General features: G+C 70.3%; 20 protein-coding genes, 1 tRNA gene and 1 pseudogene. 15 read left to right on the plus strand and 7 right to left on the minus strand.

Features of this window, described 5'->3' with window-relative positions; genetic code table 11:
* Positions 1–23 precede the first annotated feature (23 nt).
* Complete coding sequence (gene upp, locus N7925_RS17175) at positions 24–659, minus strand: uracil phosphoribosyltransferase (protein WP_265600478.1); 636 nt, start codon at positions 657–659, stop codon at positions 24–26.
* 102 nt (positions 660–761) lie between these two features.
* Between upp and N7925_RS17180 the strand changes: the two genes are divergently transcribed.
* From N7925_RS17180 to N7925_RS17205, 6 genes are all read left to right on the plus strand, one after another.
* On the plus strand, positions 762–1,004 hold the full coding sequence (locus N7925_RS17180; RefSeq protein ID WP_265600479.1) for a hypothetical protein: 243 nt from the start codon (positions 762–764) through the stop codon (positions 1,002–1,004).
* Positions 1,005–1,233: 229 nt separating this feature from the next.
* Positions 1,234–1,788 (plus strand): tRNA adenosine deaminase-associated protein, encoded by a 555-nt coding sequence (locus N7925_RS17185; RefSeq protein WP_265603910.1) that lies wholly within the window; start codon positions 1,234–1,236, stop codon positions 1,786–1,788.
* A 193-nt stretch (positions 1,789–1,981) separates the two neighbouring features.
* Entirely contained in the window at positions 1,982–2,410 is a 429-nt protein-coding gene (tadA, locus tag N7925_RS17190; RefSeq protein ID WP_265603911.1) for a tRNA adenosine(34) deaminase TadA, read from the plus strand.
* Between the two features lie 111 nt (positions 2,411–2,521).
* Positions 2,522–2,609 (plus strand) — tRNA-Ser (locus N7925_RS17195).
* 129 nt (positions 2,610–2,738) lie between these two features.
* The gene (locus tag N7925_RS17200; RefSeq protein ID WP_274344365.1) at positions 2,739–2,951 is read left to right on the plus strand and encodes a hypothetical protein; all 213 of its coding nucleotides are present in this window, start codon (positions 2,739–2,741) and stop codon (positions 2,949–2,951) included.
* 416 nt (positions 2,952–3,367) lie between these two features.
* Positions 3,368–3,778: an Imm10 family immunity protein gene (locus tag N7925_RS17205; protein WP_274344366.1), complete on the plus strand. Its 411-nt coding sequence runs from the start codon at positions 3,368–3,370 to the stop codon at positions 3,776–3,778.
* A gap of 238 nt (positions 3,779–4,016) precedes the next feature.
* On the opposite strand, the gene N7925_RS17210 is transcribed toward N7925_RS17205, so the two are convergent.
* The 5 genes from N7925_RS17210 to N7925_RS17235 form a co-directional block, all read right to left on the minus strand.
* Positions 4,017–5,135, minus strand: a complete 1,119-nt coding sequence (locus N7925_RS17210; RefSeq protein ID WP_443032168.1) for a methyltransferase domain-containing protein — start codon at positions 5,133–5,135, stop codon at positions 4,017–4,019.
* On the minus strand, positions 5,117–5,248 hold the full coding sequence (locus tag N7925_RS17215; protein ID WP_274344368.1) for a hypothetical protein: 132 nt from the start codon (positions 5,246–5,248) through the stop codon (positions 5,117–5,119). The genes N7925_RS17210 and N7925_RS17215 overlap by 19 nt, the downstream gene beginning before the upstream one ends.
* A 217-nt stretch (positions 5,249–5,465) precedes the next feature.
* Positions 5,466–5,765 carry a hypothetical protein gene (locus tag N7925_RS17225; protein ID WP_274344369.1) on the minus strand — a complete coding sequence of 100 codons (300 nt, stop codon included), beginning with the start codon at positions 5,763–5,765 and terminating at the stop codon, positions 5,466–5,468.
* A gap of 300 nt (positions 5,766–6,065) precedes the next feature.
* Positions 6,066–7,250, minus strand: a complete 1,185-nt coding sequence (locus N7925_RS17230) for a helix-turn-helix domain-containing protein (RefSeq protein ID WP_274344370.1) — start codon at positions 7,248–7,250, stop codon at positions 6,066–6,068.
* Positions 7,251–7,294: 44 nt separating this feature from the next.
* Positions 7,295–7,933, minus strand: coding sequence for an HAD family hydrolase (locus N7925_RS17235; protein ID WP_274344371.1), 639 nt, complete (start codon positions 7,931–7,933; stop codon positions 7,295–7,297).
* A 228-nt stretch (positions 7,934–8,161) separates the two neighbouring features.
* On the opposite strand from N7925_RS17235, the pseudogene N7925_RS17240 reads away from it, so the two are divergent.
* The 7 genes and pseudogenes from N7925_RS17240 to N7925_RS17270 all read left to right on the plus strand — a co-directional run bounded on the left by N7925_RS17240 (position 8,162) and on the right by N7925_RS17270 (position 14,351).
* Positions 8,162–8,774: pseudogene (locus N7925_RS17240) on the plus strand (HD domain-containing protein).
* Between the two features lie 332 nt (positions 8,775–9,106).
* The gene (locus N7925_RS17245) at positions 9,107–10,219 is read left to right on the plus strand and encodes a MarR family transcriptional regulator (RefSeq protein WP_274344372.1); all 1,113 of its coding nucleotides are present in this window, start codon (positions 9,107–9,109) and stop codon (positions 10,217–10,219) included.
* A 508-nt stretch (positions 10,220–10,727) separates the two neighbouring features.
* A complete protein-coding gene (locus N7925_RS17250) occupies positions 10,728–10,892 on the plus strand; it encodes a hypothetical protein (RefSeq protein ID WP_265600487.1) in 165 nt (54 codons plus the stop codon).
* Positions 10,893–10,902: 10 nt separating this feature from the next.
* Complete coding sequence (locus N7925_RS17255; RefSeq protein WP_274344373.1) at positions 10,903–11,196, plus strand: Dabb family protein; 294 nt, start codon at positions 10,903–10,905, stop codon at positions 11,194–11,196.
* Positions 11,197–11,394: 198 nt separating this feature from the next.
* Positions 11,395–12,300 carry an RNA polymerase sigma factor SigF gene (locus N7925_RS17260; RefSeq protein WP_274344374.1) on the plus strand — a complete coding sequence of 302 codons (906 nt, stop codon included), beginning with the start codon at positions 11,395–11,397 and terminating at the stop codon, positions 12,298–12,300.
* A 234-nt stretch (positions 12,301–12,534) separates the two neighbouring features.
* Positions 12,535–13,401 carry an RNA polymerase sigma factor SigF gene (locus N7925_RS17265; RefSeq protein ID WP_018958648.1) on the plus strand — a complete coding sequence of 289 codons (867 nt, stop codon included), beginning with the start codon at positions 12,535–12,537 and terminating at the stop codon, positions 13,399–13,401.
* Positions 13,402–13,484: 83 nt separating this feature from the next.
* The gene (locus N7925_RS17270) at positions 13,485–14,351 is read left to right on the plus strand and encodes a hypothetical protein (RefSeq protein WP_274344375.1); all 867 of its coding nucleotides are present in this window, start codon (positions 13,485–13,487) and stop codon (positions 14,349–14,351) included.
* 265 nt (positions 14,352–14,616) lie between these two features.
* Here the strand turns inward: N7925_RS17270 and N7925_RS17275 are convergent, their stop codons facing one another.
* Positions 14,617–14,832 (minus strand): hypothetical protein, encoded by a 216-nt coding sequence (locus tag N7925_RS17275; RefSeq protein WP_018958646.1) that lies wholly within the window; start codon positions 14,830–14,832, stop codon positions 14,617–14,619.
* Between the two features lie 224 nt (positions 14,833–15,056).
* On the opposite strand from N7925_RS17275, the gene N7925_RS17280 reads away from it, so the two are divergent.
* Positions 15,057–15,569 carry a MarR family winged helix-turn-helix transcriptional regulator gene (locus N7925_RS17280; protein WP_265603912.1) on the plus strand — a complete coding sequence of 171 codons (513 nt, stop codon included), beginning with the start codon at positions 15,057–15,059 and terminating at the stop codon, positions 15,567–15,569.
* Positions 15,570–15,600: 31 nt separating this feature from the next.
* Entirely contained in the window at positions 15,601–18,165 is a 2,565-nt protein-coding gene (locus tag N7925_RS17285) for an MFS transporter (protein ID WP_274344376.1), read from the plus strand.
* The last annotated feature ends 360 nt before the right edge of the window (positions 18,166–18,525 follow it).

Here is an 18,525-nt window from a genome sequence, read left to right on the forward strand (position 1 = left end):
GCCGTGGCCTATTCGGCCGTGGCCTATTCGGCCGTTCCGTACATCCGGTCGCCCGCGTCCCCGAGGCCCGGCACGATGTAGCCGTTCTCGTTGAGCCGCTCGTCGACGGAGGCGGTGACGACGGTGACCGGGGTCCCGGCCAGCTCGCGCTCCATCACCTCGACGCCCTCGGGCGCCGCGAGGAGGACGACGGCGGTGACGTCGTCGGCCCCGCGCTTGATCAGCTCGCGGATGGCCGCGACGAGGGTGCCGCCGGTGGCCAGCATCGGGTCCAGGACGTAGACCTGGCGACCGGAGAGGTCCTCGGGCATCCGGGTCGCGTACGTCTCCGCCTGGAGCGTCTCCTCGTTGCGGATCATGCCGAGGAAGCCCACTTCGGCGGTCGGCAGCAGCCGCACCATGCCGTCCAGCATGCCCAGACCGGCCCGCAGGATCGGGACGACCAGGGGCCGGGGGTGCGAGAGCTTCACCCCGGTCGTGGGCGTCACCGGGGTCTCGATGTCGACCATCTCGGTGCGCACATCCCTGGTGGCCTCGTAGGCGAGAAGGGTGACCAGCTCGTCGGCGAGCCGCCGGAAGGTCGGGGAATCGGTGCGCTTGTCGCGCAGCGTGGTGAGTTTGTGCGCCACCAGCGGGTGGTCGACGACGTGGATCCGCATGTGTCAACAGTAACCGCGCCGCCCGGCACTCTGCGCTGGCATCAACCACCTGTTCGGGGGGAAGGTGGGGGCATACGGACCCAGCACTGGGGTGGTGTGTCGATGGTGGACGGGGAACTGCGGCGCGACCCGGCCTCGCGCGGGCCGCGCGACGGGCGCGACGCCGAGGGCGCGGCCAAGGACGTCGAGGACGCGCAGGAGAGTGACGCCGCCCGCCGCCGTCGACGCGCCCAGTTCCTCCGTGAGCTTCACGAGGCCAAGCAGCTGCGCGACCGCGTGCAGCCGCGCCGGGCCCGTGCGGCCCGTATGCGGCAACAGATGCGGATGCGCACGTTCCGTTGGTGAATCCTCCCCGTACCACTCCACGTACCACCGGCGCACTCCCCCGCCGTTCGCCTCGTCAGGGCGACGGCCGACCAGGCACTCCTGGAACTGATGGCCGACGCAACGGCCGAAGAGGTCTCGCACGGCGCTTGTTTCTGCCACGATGCCGATTGGGCGGGGCGCAGGACGGACGGATCACCGTTCGCCCTCCCGCCGGACCGATTCGCCTATGACCAGTGGGAGAGTCACGGTGTACTTCGCCGCACTGCTCGCGCGCACCGAAGACGGGTGGGAAGCGAGCGATACAGAGCTCGACGATGTGGAGACCCTGTCCGATCTGACAGATCTGGCCCGGGAGGCCTCGGTGGACGAGGACACGGTCCTGGTCTACATCGAGCAGGAGGACGCCTGGTTCGGCGTCGTCCGGGTGGACGGTGAGGAGGACCCCCGAATCTACGTCTCGGACGCGTCCGCCGCCGCCCGCTCCTCGTACGGGGAGATCCTGCTCACCGACGAAGTGCTCGGCCGCGAACCAGGGGCCGAGGACGAGATCGCCGCCCTGGAGGAGCTCGTCGACCTCGACGGCACCGAGGACGGCGAACCGGAACGGCCCGCCCCCGCGGCCGTCGACCCGGACGAGGACGGCCCCGACCCGGACGCCGTACCGGCGGGACCGATCGGCGAGCTCGGGGTCCTCGCCGACCTCGGGATGTCCGAGAAGGAGCTGCTCACCCTGCAGACCGACGCACTCTCCGAGATCGCGGAGGCCGTGGGAGCGGCGGAGGTCCTGGAGTCGGTCCGCTAGCCGGCCCGTACACCCGCCCTTCCCTCACCACCTGTCCCGTCGTACATGCCCGTCCGTCCTGCCCGTCCGTCCTGATCCCGTCCGTTAGGGTCCGCAGGTGACCGCACGACCGCCGGACCCCTCACCCGAGCCCGCCCCGGATCCCGTACGCGTACCCGAGCCCGACCCCGTACGCGACCCCTGGCAGGCACCGATGCGCCGCGCCCTGGCCGAGGCCGGGCGGGCGGCGTCGGCCGGCGATGTGCCGGTCGGCGCCGTCGTCCTCGGCCCCGACGGCGCCGAGCTGGCCGCCGCCCACAACGAACGCGAGGCCACCGGCGACCCCACCGCGCACGCCGAGATCCTGGCCCTGCGCCGGGCGGCCGAGGCCCACGGCGAGTGGCGCCTGACCGGCTGCACGCTGGTGGTCACCCTGGAGCCCTGCACGATGTGCGCGGGCGCCCTGGTCCAGTCCCGCGTCGCCCGGGTCGTCTACGGCGCCCGCGACGAGAAGGCGGGCGCGGCCGGCTCCCTCTGGGACGTCGTCCGCGACCGCCGCCTCAACCACCGCCCGGAGGTGATCGGCGGCGTACTGGAGGACACGTGCGCCGAACAGCTGACGGCCTTCTTCCGGGCGCTCTGACCGGTACGGCCCCGCCCCCGACCAGGTGCGCCCCGGCTGCCTGACCAGGTAGGGCCCCGCTCCCGAGAACCGATTTCTGTCCACGCCCCGGGATGGTCTAAGCTCTCTCTCGGTAGCGTGTCCGAGCGGCCGAAGGAGCTCGCCTCGAAAGCGAGTGTGGCGTAACCCGTCACCGTGGGTTCAAATCCCACCGCTACCGCTCTTACAAAGCCCCCTTGATCTGCGGAGACGCGGTCAAGGGGGTTTTTGCGTGCGATACGTGCTGCATGGCCGCAAGAACGCGAACGCGACTGGACAGCAGTCCTACTCCTGGTGGGGTAATGCGGGTGTGGCTGCCGAGTACGCACCTCTGGACGAGACCACCGCCAAGAAGTCCGTCACCATCCCCAGACCGCTTGACGGCGAGACCGAAGCCCGCACAGGCGCCCACGCCCTCGCCTTGGCCAGAACCAGAGAGATCGTCGAGGCATACGAGGACGCACACGGCCCCTTCACTCCCGAGGAGATCGAGGAGGCCCGCCGAACATGGCACGGCGAGTAGCCCCGGCGTTCCCCCGCGCCCCTCCTCGTCCTTGACGCGCAGCGACTTTCCTCCCGGCCGACCAGGACCGCAGGATGACGCTGATTCTCAAGGTCGCCGAAGCCGAGGGGTACGCGGCCTCCATCTCTACGGTCAGCGTCGCCGGAGTCCGCTGCACCGGACCATGCCACGAACCACCTGCGCCGACTCCGTCCTCGCCCTCGCCCGGCGCCGCGTCAACGTCTTCTGGGCCATGATCCGCGACCACGCCCCCTTCCAGACCGCCCCAGCCGCTGGTGCCCAGGACGGCATCTCTGCGGCCGCGGCACCGGCTCCGTCCGGCCCGGGGAGGAACGGTCTGAACAGCTCCTCCTTGGATCTCGTCGTGCAGACGAACACCCCCGTCTGCTGTCCGACCGCCTTGGTAGAACCTCTTCATGACCTTTCGATTCACCGCCCGCGCCGCCGGAGCCGAGGTCGATCCCGACGGCTACTTCACCGAAGCCGGCCTGGCGGAGGCCGAGGACGGCAGCGGCTTCATTCTGTCGTTCATGTCGGGCGAAGAAGATCCCGACGACCAGGAGGTCGCCCTGGGAATGGACACACACTGCCTGGTCACGGCAGGGCAGGGGACGGCCTATGGCTGTGTGCGCGAAGCCGTCCTGCAGGGCAATGTCCTCCGCGTCGTGCTGGACCCCGAGGCACTGGAGAGCCTCCGGCTGGAGGACAGCGAAATCGAGGCCGTCATCGAGGCACCGCCGCACGACGTGGTCCGGTTCCGGGACATCCTCGCCCAGGTGCTCGCCTATGGGAGGGCGGACGCCTTGCCCACCCGAGTAGCGGTCTGATGCGAGGAGTGGAGCCAGCCCGCGGTTGACGAGCGGCATGGGGAAGTTGCGTACTCGCGTGCGTACGCAGCTCCTCCTGGTCCCCGCGCACGCGGGGCTGTCCTCAAGACCGACTGCCGGGCGTGCCGCTCATCGTCCTGTTGCTCCGCATTTTGCGCGGCTGACACGATCCGCGTCTCAGTCGCCGAGTCGGCGCGTAGACAACAAACAGCGGGCTGCACAGACGACCTGCCGAGGGTTATGTCCTGCTGGGCCGGATGACCTCGGCGGGTTCGCGCAGCCATACCTGCTGGCCGCGGTCGGTCACGGTCAGCCCGAACTGCTCGGAGTTGGGCCGCCCCACCGACTCGTACTCCCACCAGACCTGCTCGATCTCCTCCCACAGGAACCCGGGCCCGTACTGCCACACCTCCTCCCCCGAGGCAGCCGTCGCAGCGCCTCCGTCCTCCCGGGTCACCCAGACCCGCGCCCCGTCGACGGTCTCCTGGTGGATGAGCCGCACGCCGGGCAGCCGGGCCCCCGCATACAGGGCGAATCCGAGATCGAGGAGCCGGGCGGGGTCCAGACCAGCGGCACGGGCCCGACCCTTGCCCCGCACCTCGTAAAGGTCAGGCACGCGGTGGGCTCGCATCGGCATGTACGTGGCCCCGCCGCAGAACGGCCCCACCGCCGTGCCGTCATCCTGAACACGAAGCTGGACCAGCGCGCCGGACCAGAACTCCCGGGCCAGCGGGGCCACGACGACCCCACCGGGCCGGACCTGCCGCAGCAGCGCGTGCGGGACGTACCGCAGGGCGCAGGTGGCGATCAGCCGATCCACCAACCCCAGACCGGGCCACGGCTGTTCACCGTCCCCGACCCGCAGGTGCGGCCGGTACCCGGCCTGCGCGAGGGCATCGGCCGCCTGCCGGGCCACGACCGGGTCGAGCTCGACGCTGTGGACGAGATCGTCGCCGAGCCGTTCGCAGAGCAGCGCGGAAACGTACCCGGTGCCGGTCCCGATCTCCAGCACACGCTGCCCGTCCTGGACATCGAGGAGCGTGAGCATCCGGGCAACCATCGAGGGCATCGAGTTCGACGACGTAGCGACACCGGGCCCGTCCTCGGCCCCGTCGTCGAGCTGGGTGATCACCGGTTCGTCGCTGTTCACCAACGCCAGCCACGCATCCGCCCCCACGACCGGCTCACACCGATCGGGCAACTGCCGCCACACCCTCGCCGGAACGAACCGACTGCGCGGAACAGCCTCGAACACTCGCCGCCACCGGCCGGTGAGCAATCCACGATCGGCCAACCCCCGTACCAGGTCCGGGTAGGTGGGTGCCTGGTGTGCGGCGCTCACGGCTGCGGGAAGCACTGAGGGCGGCTGCCGTCCGGAGTCGGCTTCGGCTCCTGGGGCGGTGTCCACGGCTTGTCCGACGGCGGCCCACCGTGCTTACCGGCATCGGCCCGTACGGGGGTGGTGATCATCGTCCTTCTCCCCTGATCGTTGCAACAGTTCGTTTGGCAGGGTCGTGAACCCCGTAGATCCCGTACGGCGGAAAGACATCGACCCGGCGCGGCCAGCCACCCTCGGCACACGCCCGGCACAACAGATCGCGGCCACCCTCAGTGCGCCGTACGGCAGTAACCGGATCGCGCCAACACGCCTCGCACATCCGCACATCCGCTGCCGAAAGGTTGGCGCTCACGCCGCTTCCCGGAGAGCGGTGGCCGCCGCATGGCACGGACAGACACAGTCAGGCCGCAGGCAGATGGCGTGCACGTCGGCCAGACCCGTCACCAAGGCGCTGCGGCAGACGACTCCGTACGGGCCGTCCGCCCCCGCACGCAGCCCACCCAGGTCGGCCACCGCGCCCTCGGCCACATCAGCGAAAGTGATCGGCTCACCACGCCACAACAGAGTCACCTCATGCTCCGGACAGTACGCACCGGTGTCGTCTTCGACCGGCAACTCGTGCGCCTCCCACTCTGCGTAGCACCTCATGTGCTTCGGACCTCCCGCCAGGCACGACCAAGGTGGACAGCGGTCGGACAGGAGGCTCCGGCACGGCAGGTGGGGCAACACTGGGTGTGGCCGAGCCAGATCTTGTACGCGGTGTCGCCGCCCTCGCACCGACTGCTTCTTCCGGAGCTTGCCCCGACATGTGGCCAGGCGATGCGCCGTCCCTCAACCCGCACGGGAATAAGCATTCCGTCTCCTCAACTACCCGTCTGGTACGGACGGGTAGAGCATGGAGGCAGGGGCCAGGCCTGACTGCTACGGCTTGTAGCAGCAAGGCGTGGTTCAGACCGCTCCGACCCAGTGGGCGAAGTGCGTCAGTCTTTCGCAGTCGGAGCGATGGAAGCGGCGAAGGTTTCGGGCGACCTCGCGCGCCCAAGGGTGCTCGCGCGTGTGCTGGGGTGCCGCAGCACGCGCCATCCGGAGGCTGGTGAAGGCCTCTACGGGGCGGCCTGCCCAATCCTGAGCCCTGGCAAGTTCGATGTAGAACCCGCTGCGGCGTTCGGCCGGCAGATCGATGCCCGGTGCCCATGCGGCAGCGGCGCGGAGAGCCCGGTCGGCGTGGTCAGGTCCGAGGCTGACCGCGACGGACACTTCGTGGATGCGCACACTTTCAGGCCCGAAGGCCGTGCCCAGGTAGCGGTCCTCTCGGCCGACTTGTTTGCCTAGCTGTCGGGCATGGGTCAGGTGAGTGTCGGCCGCCCCTACGTTCTGGGCGCGGCTCGCGATCACTGCGGCCCTCATGTGGAGTGCTCCGCGAGCGGCTGCCTGCGTGCGCCCGTCCGGTGGCGGGGCGGCCTCGATGGCCTGCTCCAGCGCTACCAGGCCGGCTGCGTGAGCGCGGGCGGCGAAGAACGTCTCGGCGCGAACGTACGAGGCGGTCGCCTGGACGAGAGGGTCCGCAGCACGGTCGGCTGCCCAGCGCATCAGGTCGATGAGGCGCGCGGAGAGGTCGTGTGCCCCGTGCTTGTAGGCGACGGCATCGGCGGTTCGAGCAGCGGAGGCCAGCATCCGCGCGGCATCCTGGTGTTCGGCACCGGGCGCAGTATGGACGTACCGAATCGCATCGGTCAGCAGACCAGGGATGACGGTAGCGATCCGGCCGTACTGGGCGGCGAGACGCCAGCCCACCGCCGTGATGATCCCATCGGCCAGTTCTTCCGGCCCACGCGCCGGTGGGCCCAGGGCCAGGTCGTAACCAGCGATCGCTTCCGACAGGGCAGGTAGCGCCCGATGGACACGTCGCTCCGTGCCGACGTGATCAGTGCGCAGACGCGTGACGTCCACCTCAAGGGCGTCCGCGATCGCTTCGAGCACCTCGTCGCTGGGTCGGCGTGCACCTCGCTCAACGGCGCGAACCATGGCGTAGGACACATGGGAGGCCGTCGCAAGTTCGGTTTGGGTGTACCGGTGTGCACGGCGGCAGGCGGCGATGCGCCTGCCGATCTCGTGCGGGCTTTCGGAAGACACCCACTGACCGTACTCGCGCGATGACGTTGCGGAACCTGATTCTTCTACTTCTCGGCGATCGCGATGAGGTCTGTGAGCGACTGGATCACCCAGTCGGCAGTCGCGTGCACCTGGTCGTCGGCGCCCCAGAGGTTCCCCCAGGGGCCGCGGCGGATGTGTGCGGTGCGAAGCCCGGCCCTGGCTGCGGGGAACGTGTCGTTCGCGGGGTGATCACCGACGTACACGGTGTCTATCGCGGGGACGCCGGACGCCTCCAGAACCTTTGCGAAGAACTCCGGCGAAGGCTTGGCGCAGCCCCACTCCTCGGAGGTTGCGACGAGATCGGCGGGCAGGTCGAGCGCCCGGAGCAACTCACCCGCGCGCACGGTCTGGTTGCCTGCGACGACGACGCGCATCCCGAGTTGGCGTAGCTTCGCAAGCGTGGGTCGGACGTCTTCGTACAGGTCGGACTCATCAAGGTGCTCACCTCGTCCGGCTGCCTCGCGGGCCTCGTATTCGGCCGGGATGTCGATGCCCGGCTTCACCAGCTTCAGCGCTTCGGAATTGTCGAGCCGCTGGGCGGTCACGGCGCCGACAAGGGCGGACAGAGTATGTCTGGGGGTGCCTAGCCAGTCGGCCCAGGAACCCCAGTAGCGGTCGTCGCGGACGAGAGTCTCGCCTATGTCGAACACGAACGTCTTCACATGTCGAGCCTAGGGGCGACAGGCAGGCATCGCGACATCCACTCGCCCACGGGCCAGTACTCCGTGGCACGATGCCCCCGGTCGCCCGAGACCATACGGAAATCCTGGTGCCGGTGGCCGAGGGGAACTGAGGACGGGCAGGGATCGCGGCGGCGCACCAGACACAGCCTCACAACTCCGGATCAGCGCAGGCAGATCCGCCTCGCCGAGGCGTGAGAGGAGAGGGTCGTGGCTGACGATCTGTCCGCAGTGGGCCGCTTCCTGTACGAGGCGGGCACGCTCAAGCAGACGCGGCGTACCGGCTGGTGGATGGCCGGGGTCCGTGATCCCGAGAGCGTTGCCGAGCACTCGTGGCGTACGGCGCTGATCGCCACATCCCCGCGAACCTGAGCGCGCGGCACCCGCGCGCGCCGTATACCTCGCCGTCCGGCACGAGAGACGGGAGACCGGGACCGGGGACGTGCACCACCCCGGGAAGAGGTACGCATCCGCCGGCGACCCGCAGGAAGCCACCGTCGACCAGACGGCCGGTATGCCCAAGGTACTGGCCTCGGCAGTGCGCGAAATAGTCGTGGAGTACGAGGCGCAGAAGTCGCCGGAGGCGGTCTGCGCCCGGGACGCGGACGAGCTGGAGTGCATGCTCCAGGGGATCGAATACAAGGCCCAGGGCTACGAGAACGCCCGGCGCTGGATCGACAACAGTCGAGTCCGCCTCGTCACCGAGACCGCCCACCGCCTGGCCGACGAACTTCTGGCGCAGGGGGGCCTTGATTGGCTGCGTAGCGCTCTTGGCGGGGGTAACGGGGAGGCCTCCCTCCGAAGCTCGGGTCCCGAACCCTGAGCCTCGGGCTTCGGGCTTCGGGACGGTCGCGTCACTCTTCCGGGGGTACGTGAATGAGGCCCCGGCCCGAAGCTCGGGTGCCGGGACTCGGGCTTCGGGATGCGGGACCCGGGATTCGAGCGCCTTCCCTAACCGGTAGGTAGAAGAAGGGGTTTGGGGAAACCTCCCCTACCTCCCCGCCCCCGTCACGGTCAGCAAGTATGACTAATCGTGACAGCTTGCGGCACAGTGTCACGACTGCTTACGGTGCGGGAACCAAACGACCCCGACGCGGTGGTTGCACACCAGGCCGGGGTCTCACCACGAGATCGATAACCCAGAAAGCCGATCCCATGGCTACCCAGCACACTAGCTCCGCCCTGCCCGCTCCCGCACGCTCCGCCGCGTACCCGATGGCCAAGCCCGGCTACGGCAAACGCTCCGCACCGGACCAACAGGCCCGTACGCGCCACGACTTCGCTCACCTGCCTACCCGCGAGCGTTACGTCGCCGGGTTCATCGACCACCTCCCCGAGGGTGCCGCGATGAGCGTGAAGACCCTGGCCAAACAGCTCCCGCTCTACGGCCAGCAGGCCGTCTCCACGTCCCTGACCGACCTCTCCGTCGCCGGCCACCTGCGGCGCGTCCGATGCCCCGTCGGCGCGGGCGACGAAACGCGCTGGGTCTTCCGCACCTTCTGGTCGCGCACGGCCCGGGACAACGAGTGGTGGAACGCCTTCCTCGCCACCGAGCAGGCCGCCCTGGCCGCAGCCCCCGTACCGGAGGCGCCCGCCCTCGACACGGCACCGCCGCCACCGTGGGCCCCGGCCGAGGAACCGCCGCCTCCGCCCGCTCCGGAGCGCCCCGGTACCGATCAGGTCCCCGAACCCACCGCCGTACCGCACGTACCGCACCAGCGCACCCGCACCCCGGCCCAGGCCCCGGACACCGAGCCCGAGCCGCCCGCGCCGCCCCCGGCCACCGTTCATGCGGCGCCCCACGCCGTCGAAGTCGGCCCCGCCTACCTCGCGCTGGCCCGTCTCGGTCGTGCCGATCACCGGCTCGCCCTCTCCGCCGACGACTGCGCCGCCCTGGAAGCACAGGCAGCGGAATGGCTCGCGCGAGGCGTGAGCGTCGACTACCTGACCAGTGCGCTGACGGCGGGGCTCCCCGCAAAGGTCGACTTCCCCGTCGGCCTCCTCCGCCGCCGCCTCACCGACAAGATGCCTCCCCGGCTGCCCACCGCCGGGAGCCCCTCGGCCGACGCCTCGGCCCCCGCCCGCCACCTCCTCGTGGAATGCGCGGACTGCGGCCGTCCCGGGCCCCCGCAAGCCCTCCCCGACGGCCTCTGCCGACCTTGCCGTACAGCTCACTCCGGAGCCGCCGAGGACTCGCCCCGCCCCTCCCAGATCGCCGATGCCAAGGCGCACATGACCAACCTCCGCGACCTGCTCAGATCAGTCTGAGCGCGACGACCTCTTCTGACGCGCCCCGCGCGTGCGGAGCTGCTCACGGCCAGCCGCACGGCATCGCTCGCGGTCATTCCCCGGTCGCCGCCCGTGGTACTGCGGCAGGCGCCCGGGAACAGCAGAGCGCCCGGTCGCCGTACAGAGGATGTACGGCGACCGGGCGCTCCGGTTCACGGTTCAGGTCGGGGGAAGCGGCATCGGGGGGACAAGCCGCTTCCCCCGGTGAGAACAGGGCCTGCTGGTCCTCCGCCGCGGTCAGGGGGGATCGCGCGGCGGTGACCCCACAGAGAGGCCCTGTTCCGGCCCTCCGGGTCCTGCCTGGTCCCTTTGGGCTCGGTGTCCATCCTGCCGGGCGGCGGGAGCCGTGTGGTCGGGCGAAAGGCCTCGATGGTGGGGACGTAGGTCCTTAAAAGACGCATCAGTGATCGAGAACAGCCACCGGATACGGCCATCCGTGCGGATAGAATCGCCCGATCGCACATGGGGTCGACGGGGAGGCAGGATTGTGGCCAAGGCTAAGACGATCATCATCTACCTAGTGGTGGTCTTCGTGCTGTACACGATCATCATGTCTCCGCAGCGGGCCGCCGAGCTGGTCCAGGTAGGGTTCGAAGGCATTTCCACCGCCGCGCAGAGCGTCGGTGACTTCATGTCAGAGCTGGTGAAGTAGGAGTAGTGCGATGATCCGCCACCTGGTCCTTTTCAAGCTGAACGACGGCGTCGAGCGGGACGACCCGCGCGTCGTCGCCGGGGACCGGGCCTTCCGGGAGCTGGAGGGGCAGGTTCCGGAGCTGGAGTTCTGGGAGTGCGCCTGGAACATCACCGACCGGCCGATCGCGTACGACTACGCCATCAACTCCGCCGTCGCCGACGAGGAAGCGCTCAAGCGGTACATCGAGCACCCCGCCCACCAGGCCGCCGCCGGACAGTGGCGGGAATTCGCCACTTGGGTGATCGCCGACTACCCCTTCTGACGTCTCCCCGGCGCCGGTTCGGTCCGGTCCCTGCAACCCCTCGCCCGTCGGGCGGGGGGTTTCCTTGTTCCGTTTAAACCCTTATGACCTCAACACGGCACTTTGAGGTGCTTGCACACAGTGGACATGTCTTGTGATGCTATGACCGCTTTTGACGGATGAGTTGACCGTAGTTGACCGCGAAGGGGTGGCGTCACCGTGCCGGCCAGTACAGCGCCTCAAGTGCCTCCCCAGACCGTCCAGACCGCCCAGACCGCCCAGACCGTCCAGACCGTCCAGACCGTCCGGGCCGAGGACATCCAGACCGAGACCCCGGACCCCTCCGCCAGGCCCGCCAGGACCCGCGGCGCCGACACCAGGGCGCTCACCCAGGTCCTCTTCGGCCAGCTCAAGAACCTGGAGCCGGGCACTCCGGAGCACGGGCGGGTCCGGGCCGCCCTCATCGAGGCGAACCTGCCCCTCGTGCGGTACGCCGCGGCGCGGTTCCGCAGCCGCAACGAACCGATGGAGGACGTCGTCCAGGTCGGCACCATCGGCCTGATCAACGCCATCGACCGGTTCGACCCGGACCGCGGGGTCCAGTTCCCCACGTTCGCGATGCCTACCGTCGTCGGCGAGATCAAGCGGTACTTCCGCGACAACGTGCGCACCGTCCACGTCCCCCGCCGGCTGCACGAACTGTGGGTCCAGGTCACCGGCGCCACCGAGGACCTGACGACCGCCCACGGGCGGTCCCCGACCACCGCCGAGATCGCCGAGCGGCTGAAGATCTCCGAGGATGAAGTGCTCGCCTGCATCGAGGCGGGGCGTTCGTACCACGCCACCTCCCTGGAGGCCGCCCAGGAGGGCGACGGGCTGCCCGGACTCCTCGACCGCCTCGGTTACGAGGACCCCGCGCTCGCGGGTGTCGAACACCGCGATCTCGTCCGGCACCTCCTCGTCCAGCTCCCCGAGCGCGAGCAGCGCATCCTCCTCCTGCGCTACTACAGCAACTTGACCCAGTCTCAGATCAGCGCGGAGCTGGGCGTCTCCCAGATGCATGTGTCAAGGCTTCTCGCCAGAAGTTTCGCCCGACTGAGATCCGCAAACAGGATCGAGGCGTAACCGGAACGGGTAGACCGTTCACAGAGCAGTTCTGACGGCATAAAAGGCCTACACCCCCTGTTTCCAGGGCGGATTCCCCGCTGACTTGTCGACATGTCACTACAGCGTGTTGCCGACATGTGACATTCTGCTCGAAGCGCGTTTGCCGCAGCCCCGCCTCCGGTATTCAGGTGGAGGCTGCGTTCCTCCGATGGTCGCGGCCACCGCGACCGTCCGCGACCTCAAGGGGGTGGCATGTCCGAAGAACAGGGCAGCTCGAAGGTGCTCACGCTCACGAAGAGCGTGCCGGCACCCGCCGTGCTCACCAGCTCGCCGGAAGCCATCGACACCCGTACGCTGTCCCGCTCCCTGTTCCTGCGGCTCGCCGCGCTCGGCCCCGCCTCGGGCCCCGAGGGAACGGACAGTCCGGAGCGGACCTACGTGCGGGACACACTGATCGAACTGAACCTCCCGCTGGTGCGGTACGCCGCGGCTCGGTTCCGCAGCCGCAACGAACCGATGGAGGACATCGTCCAGGTCGGCACGATCGGCCTGATCAAGGCGATCGACCGCTTCGACTGCGAACGGGGCGTCGAGTTCCCCACATTCGCGATGCCCACCGTCGTCGGCGAGATCAAGCGCTTCTTCCGCGACACCTCCTGGTCCGTGCGGGTCCCCCGCCGCCTCCAGGAGCTGCGGCTCGCCCTGACCAAGACCAGCGACGAGCTGGCGCAGAAGCTCGACCGCTCGCCGACCGTGCCGGAGCTGGCCCGCGCGCTCGGGGTCTCCGAGGAGGACGTGGTCGACGGTCTCGCCGTCGGCAACGCCTACACCGCCTCCTCCCTGGACTCCCCCTCCCCCGAGGACGACGGCGGAGAGGGCTCCCTCGCCGACCGCCTCGGGTACGAGGACTCGGCGCTGGAGGGCGTCGAGTACCGCGAGTCGCTCAAGCCGCTGCTGGCCAAGCTCGCCCCGCGCGAGCGCCAGATCATCATGCTGCGGTTCTTCGCGAACATGACGCAGTCGCAGATCGGCGAGGAGGTCGGCATCTCCCAGATGCACGTCTCCCGGCTGCTGACCCGCACACTCGCGCAGCTCAGGGAAGGGCTCATCGCGGACTGAAGCCGGTCGGCCGAGTCCGCCCGGACTCCGCCGGTCCCTGCACCGGGGTTCAGATTTGACGGCCCGTCAGCCACACTGGCGCGATGCGACGTCAGACATTCGGCTCCACCGGCCGCCGAGGCACCGTCATCGTCGCCTCGGCGGCCGCCCTGTGTCTGGGCGGCGGCCTCCTGGCCGCCTGCGGGGGCGGACCGGGCGACGACGGGTACGTGGCCGTGGGCGCCGCCGCCGAGGGCGGGGACCGGCCGGCGGGCGGCGACGGGAAGCCCTCGGGCGAGGTGACGCTGGTCCCGCTGGACGGGAACGGCGGCAGCGGCGGCCGGAGCGGTGAGCCCGGCCCCGGCGGCCGCGGGTCCGGCAGCCCCTCGTCTGCACCCTCCGGCCCGGGTGCGAGCGAGCCCGGGCGCGCCCAGGGCCCTCCCGGCGGGGCGCGTACGGAGACGCCTGGCGGTGGTCAGGGGGGTGGTTCGCCCGGCGGGCCGGGCGCGAAGCCCTCAGACCCCGTGAACCCCGTGAACCCCGCAAACCCCTCGAACCCCGCGGAGCCGGGCAGCGGGCCCGGCGCCCCTTCACCTCCGGGCGACGGCGAACCCGGCGAACCCGGCACCCCCGGCACTCCGGAACCTCCCGCTCCGCCCGCGGCCCCGGCCGCTCTGACGTTGAGCGCACCACAGCGCGCGGCGGCGGACAAACGGTGGTGCGAGAAGGTGACCGTGGAGTTCCGCAACACCGGCGGCTCCCCGGCGCGCTCGGGGACCGTCACCTTCGCCACCCACATCATCGGCGCCCTCGGCGTCGACTGGGCGACCATCACCTCGTCCCAGCCCCTGCCCGCCCCGATCGGCGCGGGCTCGGCGCGCTCGGAGACGTACACCGTCTGCGTGGAGTCCTGGCGGGTCCCGCTGGGGATGCGCGTCGAGACACAGGACGTCTCCGCCGTGTGGAAGTGACCTGACCGGCTGACCGGACGGCGGCGGCAGGTCCCTGACGCACGAAGGCCGCCCGAGGGCGAAGCGGCGGCCGACGGTGCGGCTCCGCTCCTCCGTCCCCCGTGCGGCCGGAACCGGAACGTAACGGTCGTATGTGTTGTGCGTGGCGCGGGCGCGCACGCACCCCGTACGTATCGCGCCGTCGCGGGCGCGCACGCACCCCGTACGTATCGCGCCGTCGTGGGCGCGCACGCACCGTCCTGGGGCGCGGCCGTGCGAGCGCGGGTCAGCCCAGTGCGAGCCAGGCGACCGCGCCGAGGACGACGACGACCGCGATCACCGCCGCGATCACCCCGGCCTTCGGCCCGGAAGAGGTCGCCGCGGGCTGCTGCCGGCGCTGCGGCTCGCCCTCGTCGACGAAGGCGCGGAACATCTGCGTGCTGCCCGCCGGGTCAGGGGTGCCCTCGGGGCCCGGCTGAGGGGCGTGGGGGTTGTGTGCCATGGGGCAGGACCCTAGCGAACTCGGGCCCACCGCCCAACCCCCGGGCCACCCCGCGCCCCGTCCGACCCGGGTCGCCACAGCCGGCGAACGGGCTTGACCCGGACCCTACGGAGGCTTTTGCGTTCCTTTACTTCTGCAAGGCCGTTTTCGTTTGCCTGTAGCAACCAACGGCTTCTATCGTTGCCCTAAGCAACAACATAGTCGTGAGTGTGCTGGGGGTTCCCGTGGCCGCACGGAGTAGTTACGAGGAACTGGCCCGGCAGCTCAGCGCCGTCGGGGCCGTCAAAAGAGGGCTCGCCCGCGCACTGCCCCACGAATGTCCCGCGGGATCCGCCGCCGTGCTGACCCTCCTGGACCGGCACGGCGAGATGCGGATCAGCCGGCTCGCCGAGCTGCTGTCCGTGGACATGTCGGTGACCAGTCGCCATGTGGCCCATGTGGCCGATCGCGGCTGGATCGAACGGTCCGCGGACCCGGCGGACAAGCGGTCCCGCATCCTGCGGCTGACCCCCGGCGGGCACGAGCAGCTCGACGAACTGACCCGGCGGACCACCGAGGTGTTCGCCCACAACCTCCAGGACTGGTCCGACGACGACGTCGGCCGGCTCATCGCGCTGCTGTCCCGGCTCCGCGACAGCTTCGCCTGTCGCGGAGCCGGCGGCTGCGCCCCCGGAACCCACACCGGTGAGTGCAGGACCCGCCTCGGCGACGAGGCTCACACCCGTACACCTGTGTAACAGAAGCAAATACGCACGGATAAGGAACTCAATGGCTACGACCACACCCACCGGTGTGCGGGGCGGCCACGCCAAGCACGGAGGGCACGGGAGCGCCACCGCCTCCGGTGCCTCCGACGGCACGCCGATGACGCACCGGCAGATCATGGAGGCGCTGGCCGGGCTGCTGCTCGGCATGTTCGTCGCGATCCTGTCGTCGACGGTCGTCTCCAACGCCCTGCCCGAGATCATCTCCGACCTCGGCGGCGGTCAGAGCGCCTACACCTGGGTCGTGACGGCCTCGCTGCTGGCCATGACCGCCACCACCCCGCTCTGGGGCAAGCTCTCGGACCTCTTCAGCAAGAAGCTGCTGGTCCAGATAGCCCTGATCATCTACGTCCTGGGCTCGGTCGTCGCCGGTCTGTCGACCAGCAGCGGCATGCTCATCGCCTGCCGGGTCGTCCAGGGCATCGGCGTCGGCGGTCTCTCCGCCCTCGCGCAGATCGTCATGGCCGCGATGATCGCCCCGCGCGAGCGCGGACGTTACAGCGGCTACCTGGGCGCGGTCTTCGCGGTCGCCACCGTCGGCGGTCCGCTGCTCGGCGGCGTCATCACCGACACCAGCTGGATGGGCTGGCGCTGGTGCTTCTACGTGGGCGTGCCGTTCGCGATCATCGCGCTGATCGTGCTCCAGAAGACCCTGAAGCTCCCGGTCGTCAAGCGCGAGGGCGTGAAGGTCGACTGGACCGGCGCGTTCTTCATCAGCGCCGCCGTCTCCCTGCTGCTGGTCTGGGTGACCTTCGCGGGCGACAAGTACGACTGGCTGTCGTGGCAGAGTGGCGTGATGGTCGCGGGCTCCGTCCTGCTCGGCCTGCTCTTCGTCCTCGTCGAGTCGCGCGCCGCCGAACCGATCATTCCGCTGCGCCTCTTCCGTAACCGCACCATCACCCTCGCCTCGATCGCCTCGCTGTTCGTCGGCATCGCGATGTTCGCGGGCACCGTCTTCTTCAGCCAGTACTTCCAGCTGGCGCGCGGCAAGTCGCCGACGATGTCCGGCGTGATGACCATCCCGATGATCACAGGGCTCTTCCTCTCCTCGACCATCTCCGGCCAGGTCATCACCAAGACCGGGCGCTGGAAGGCGTGGCTGGTCACCGGTGGCTTCCTGGTCACGGCCGGGCTCGGGATGCTCGGCACGATCCGGTACGACACGACGTACTGGCACGTCGCGGTCTACATGTTCGTCATGGGTCTCGGCATCGGCATGATGATGCAGAACCTGGTCCTCGCCACCCAGAACCAGGTCGCCCCCGAGGACCTCGGTTCCGCGAGCTCCGTCGTCACCTTCTTCCGCTCCCTCGGCGGTGCGATCGGCGTCTCCGCGCTCGGCGCGGTCCTGGGCAACCGGGTCACCCACTACGTCCAGGACGGCATCACCGCCCTCGGCCCGGAGGGTGCGGCGTTCGGCCACGGCGGTACCGGCGGCGGGGGCATCCCCGACCTGGACAAGCTGCCCGAGCCCCTGCGCCTGGTCATGGAGGCCGCGTACGGGCACGGCGTCGGCGACGTCTTCCTGTACGCCGCCCCGGCCGCACTCGTCGCCTTCATCGTGACGATCTTCATCAAGGAGGTCGCGTTGAAGAGCAGCGTGGCGACCGACACCACCGCCGAGGCCTCCGCGACCGGTGAGACGGCCGAGGTCCCCGTGCCGGCCGCCGTCGGCGCGGCCACCGGTCCGGTCTCCGAGGGCGCGGCCGGGGTCACCTCGGTCGACACCACCGGCGTCCCCGCCACCGCCCCCGCCCCCGCCTCCGCCTCGTACGACACCGCCCACAGCGGCGGCGGCGTTCAGGGCACCTCGGTCCACGGTGTGGTGCGGGGTGCGGAGGGTGCTCCGGTCGCCCGTGCCGCCGTCACCCTGATCTCGCTGGGCGGCCGGCAGCTCGGCCGCTCCGTGGCCCGGCCCGACGGCGGCTACGCCCTGGACGCCCCCGGCTCCGGCAGCTATGTGCTGATCGCCTCCGCCGACGGCTTCCAGCCGCAGGCGTCCACGGTGGTCGTCGGCGAGGAGCCCCTGGGCTTCGACATCCTGCTCTCCGGTACGAGCGGACTGGCCGGAACGGTCAAGGCCGTCGAGTCCGGCGCAGCCGTCGACGGCGCGATGGTCGTCGTGACCGACGTTCGGGGCGACGTGCTGGCCACCGGCGTGTCCGGCCCGTCCGGGGAGTTCGCCTTCGGCGAGCTGATCCCGGGCTCCGTGACCGTCGCGGTCAACGCCGCCGGCTTCCGTCCGCTGGCGCTGCCGGTGGAGATCGGCGGCCAGGGCGTCACCCGCGTCGAGGCCGCGCTGCGGTCCGGGGCGCTGGTCCGGGGCGTCGTGCGGGCCGGGTCCGCCCGGAGCCCGCTGACCGACGCACGGGTCACGCTGATCGACGCGGCGGGCAACGTGGTCGCGACCGCGACGACCGGCGAGGACGGGGCGTACGCCTTCACCGACCTGGACGCGGGCGAGTACGCGGTCATCGCGACCGGCTACCCGCCGGTGGCCGGATCGCTGACCGTGAGCGGCCCGGGAGTCGACGGGCACGACATCGAACTCGCCCACCCGGGTGAGTGATTGATTCCCGCGGACTGATTCCCACGGATTGGTCCGTCGGGACTGGTCCGTCGGGACTGGTCCGTCGGGATTGACCTCTCGGGACTGACCCCTCGGGACTGACCCCTCGGGACTGATTCCTGGGGACTGATTCCTTCGGCACCGGCGCGCGAGCACCTATAGGGATGCGCGCGAGCACGTGAAGGGATCGCGAAGACCCCTGGTCGGACGGCACTTCCAGCGGAGAGGCTGTCACGACCGGGTGGAAATGGGCCCCGGTGGCGGGCACGGCGAGCAGGGGACGGCCTGCCGTGCCCGCCCCGGGGCCCGACCCATGTGGCCCCGGGTTCCTTCGGGCCGGCCGCGGGGTCATCGAGCTAG

Source organism: Streptomyces sp. CA-278952 (genome assembly GCF_028747205.1).
In the GTDB taxonomy this organism is placed as follows: domain Bacteria; phylum Actinomycetota; class Actinomycetes; order Streptomycetales; family Streptomycetaceae; genus Streptomyces.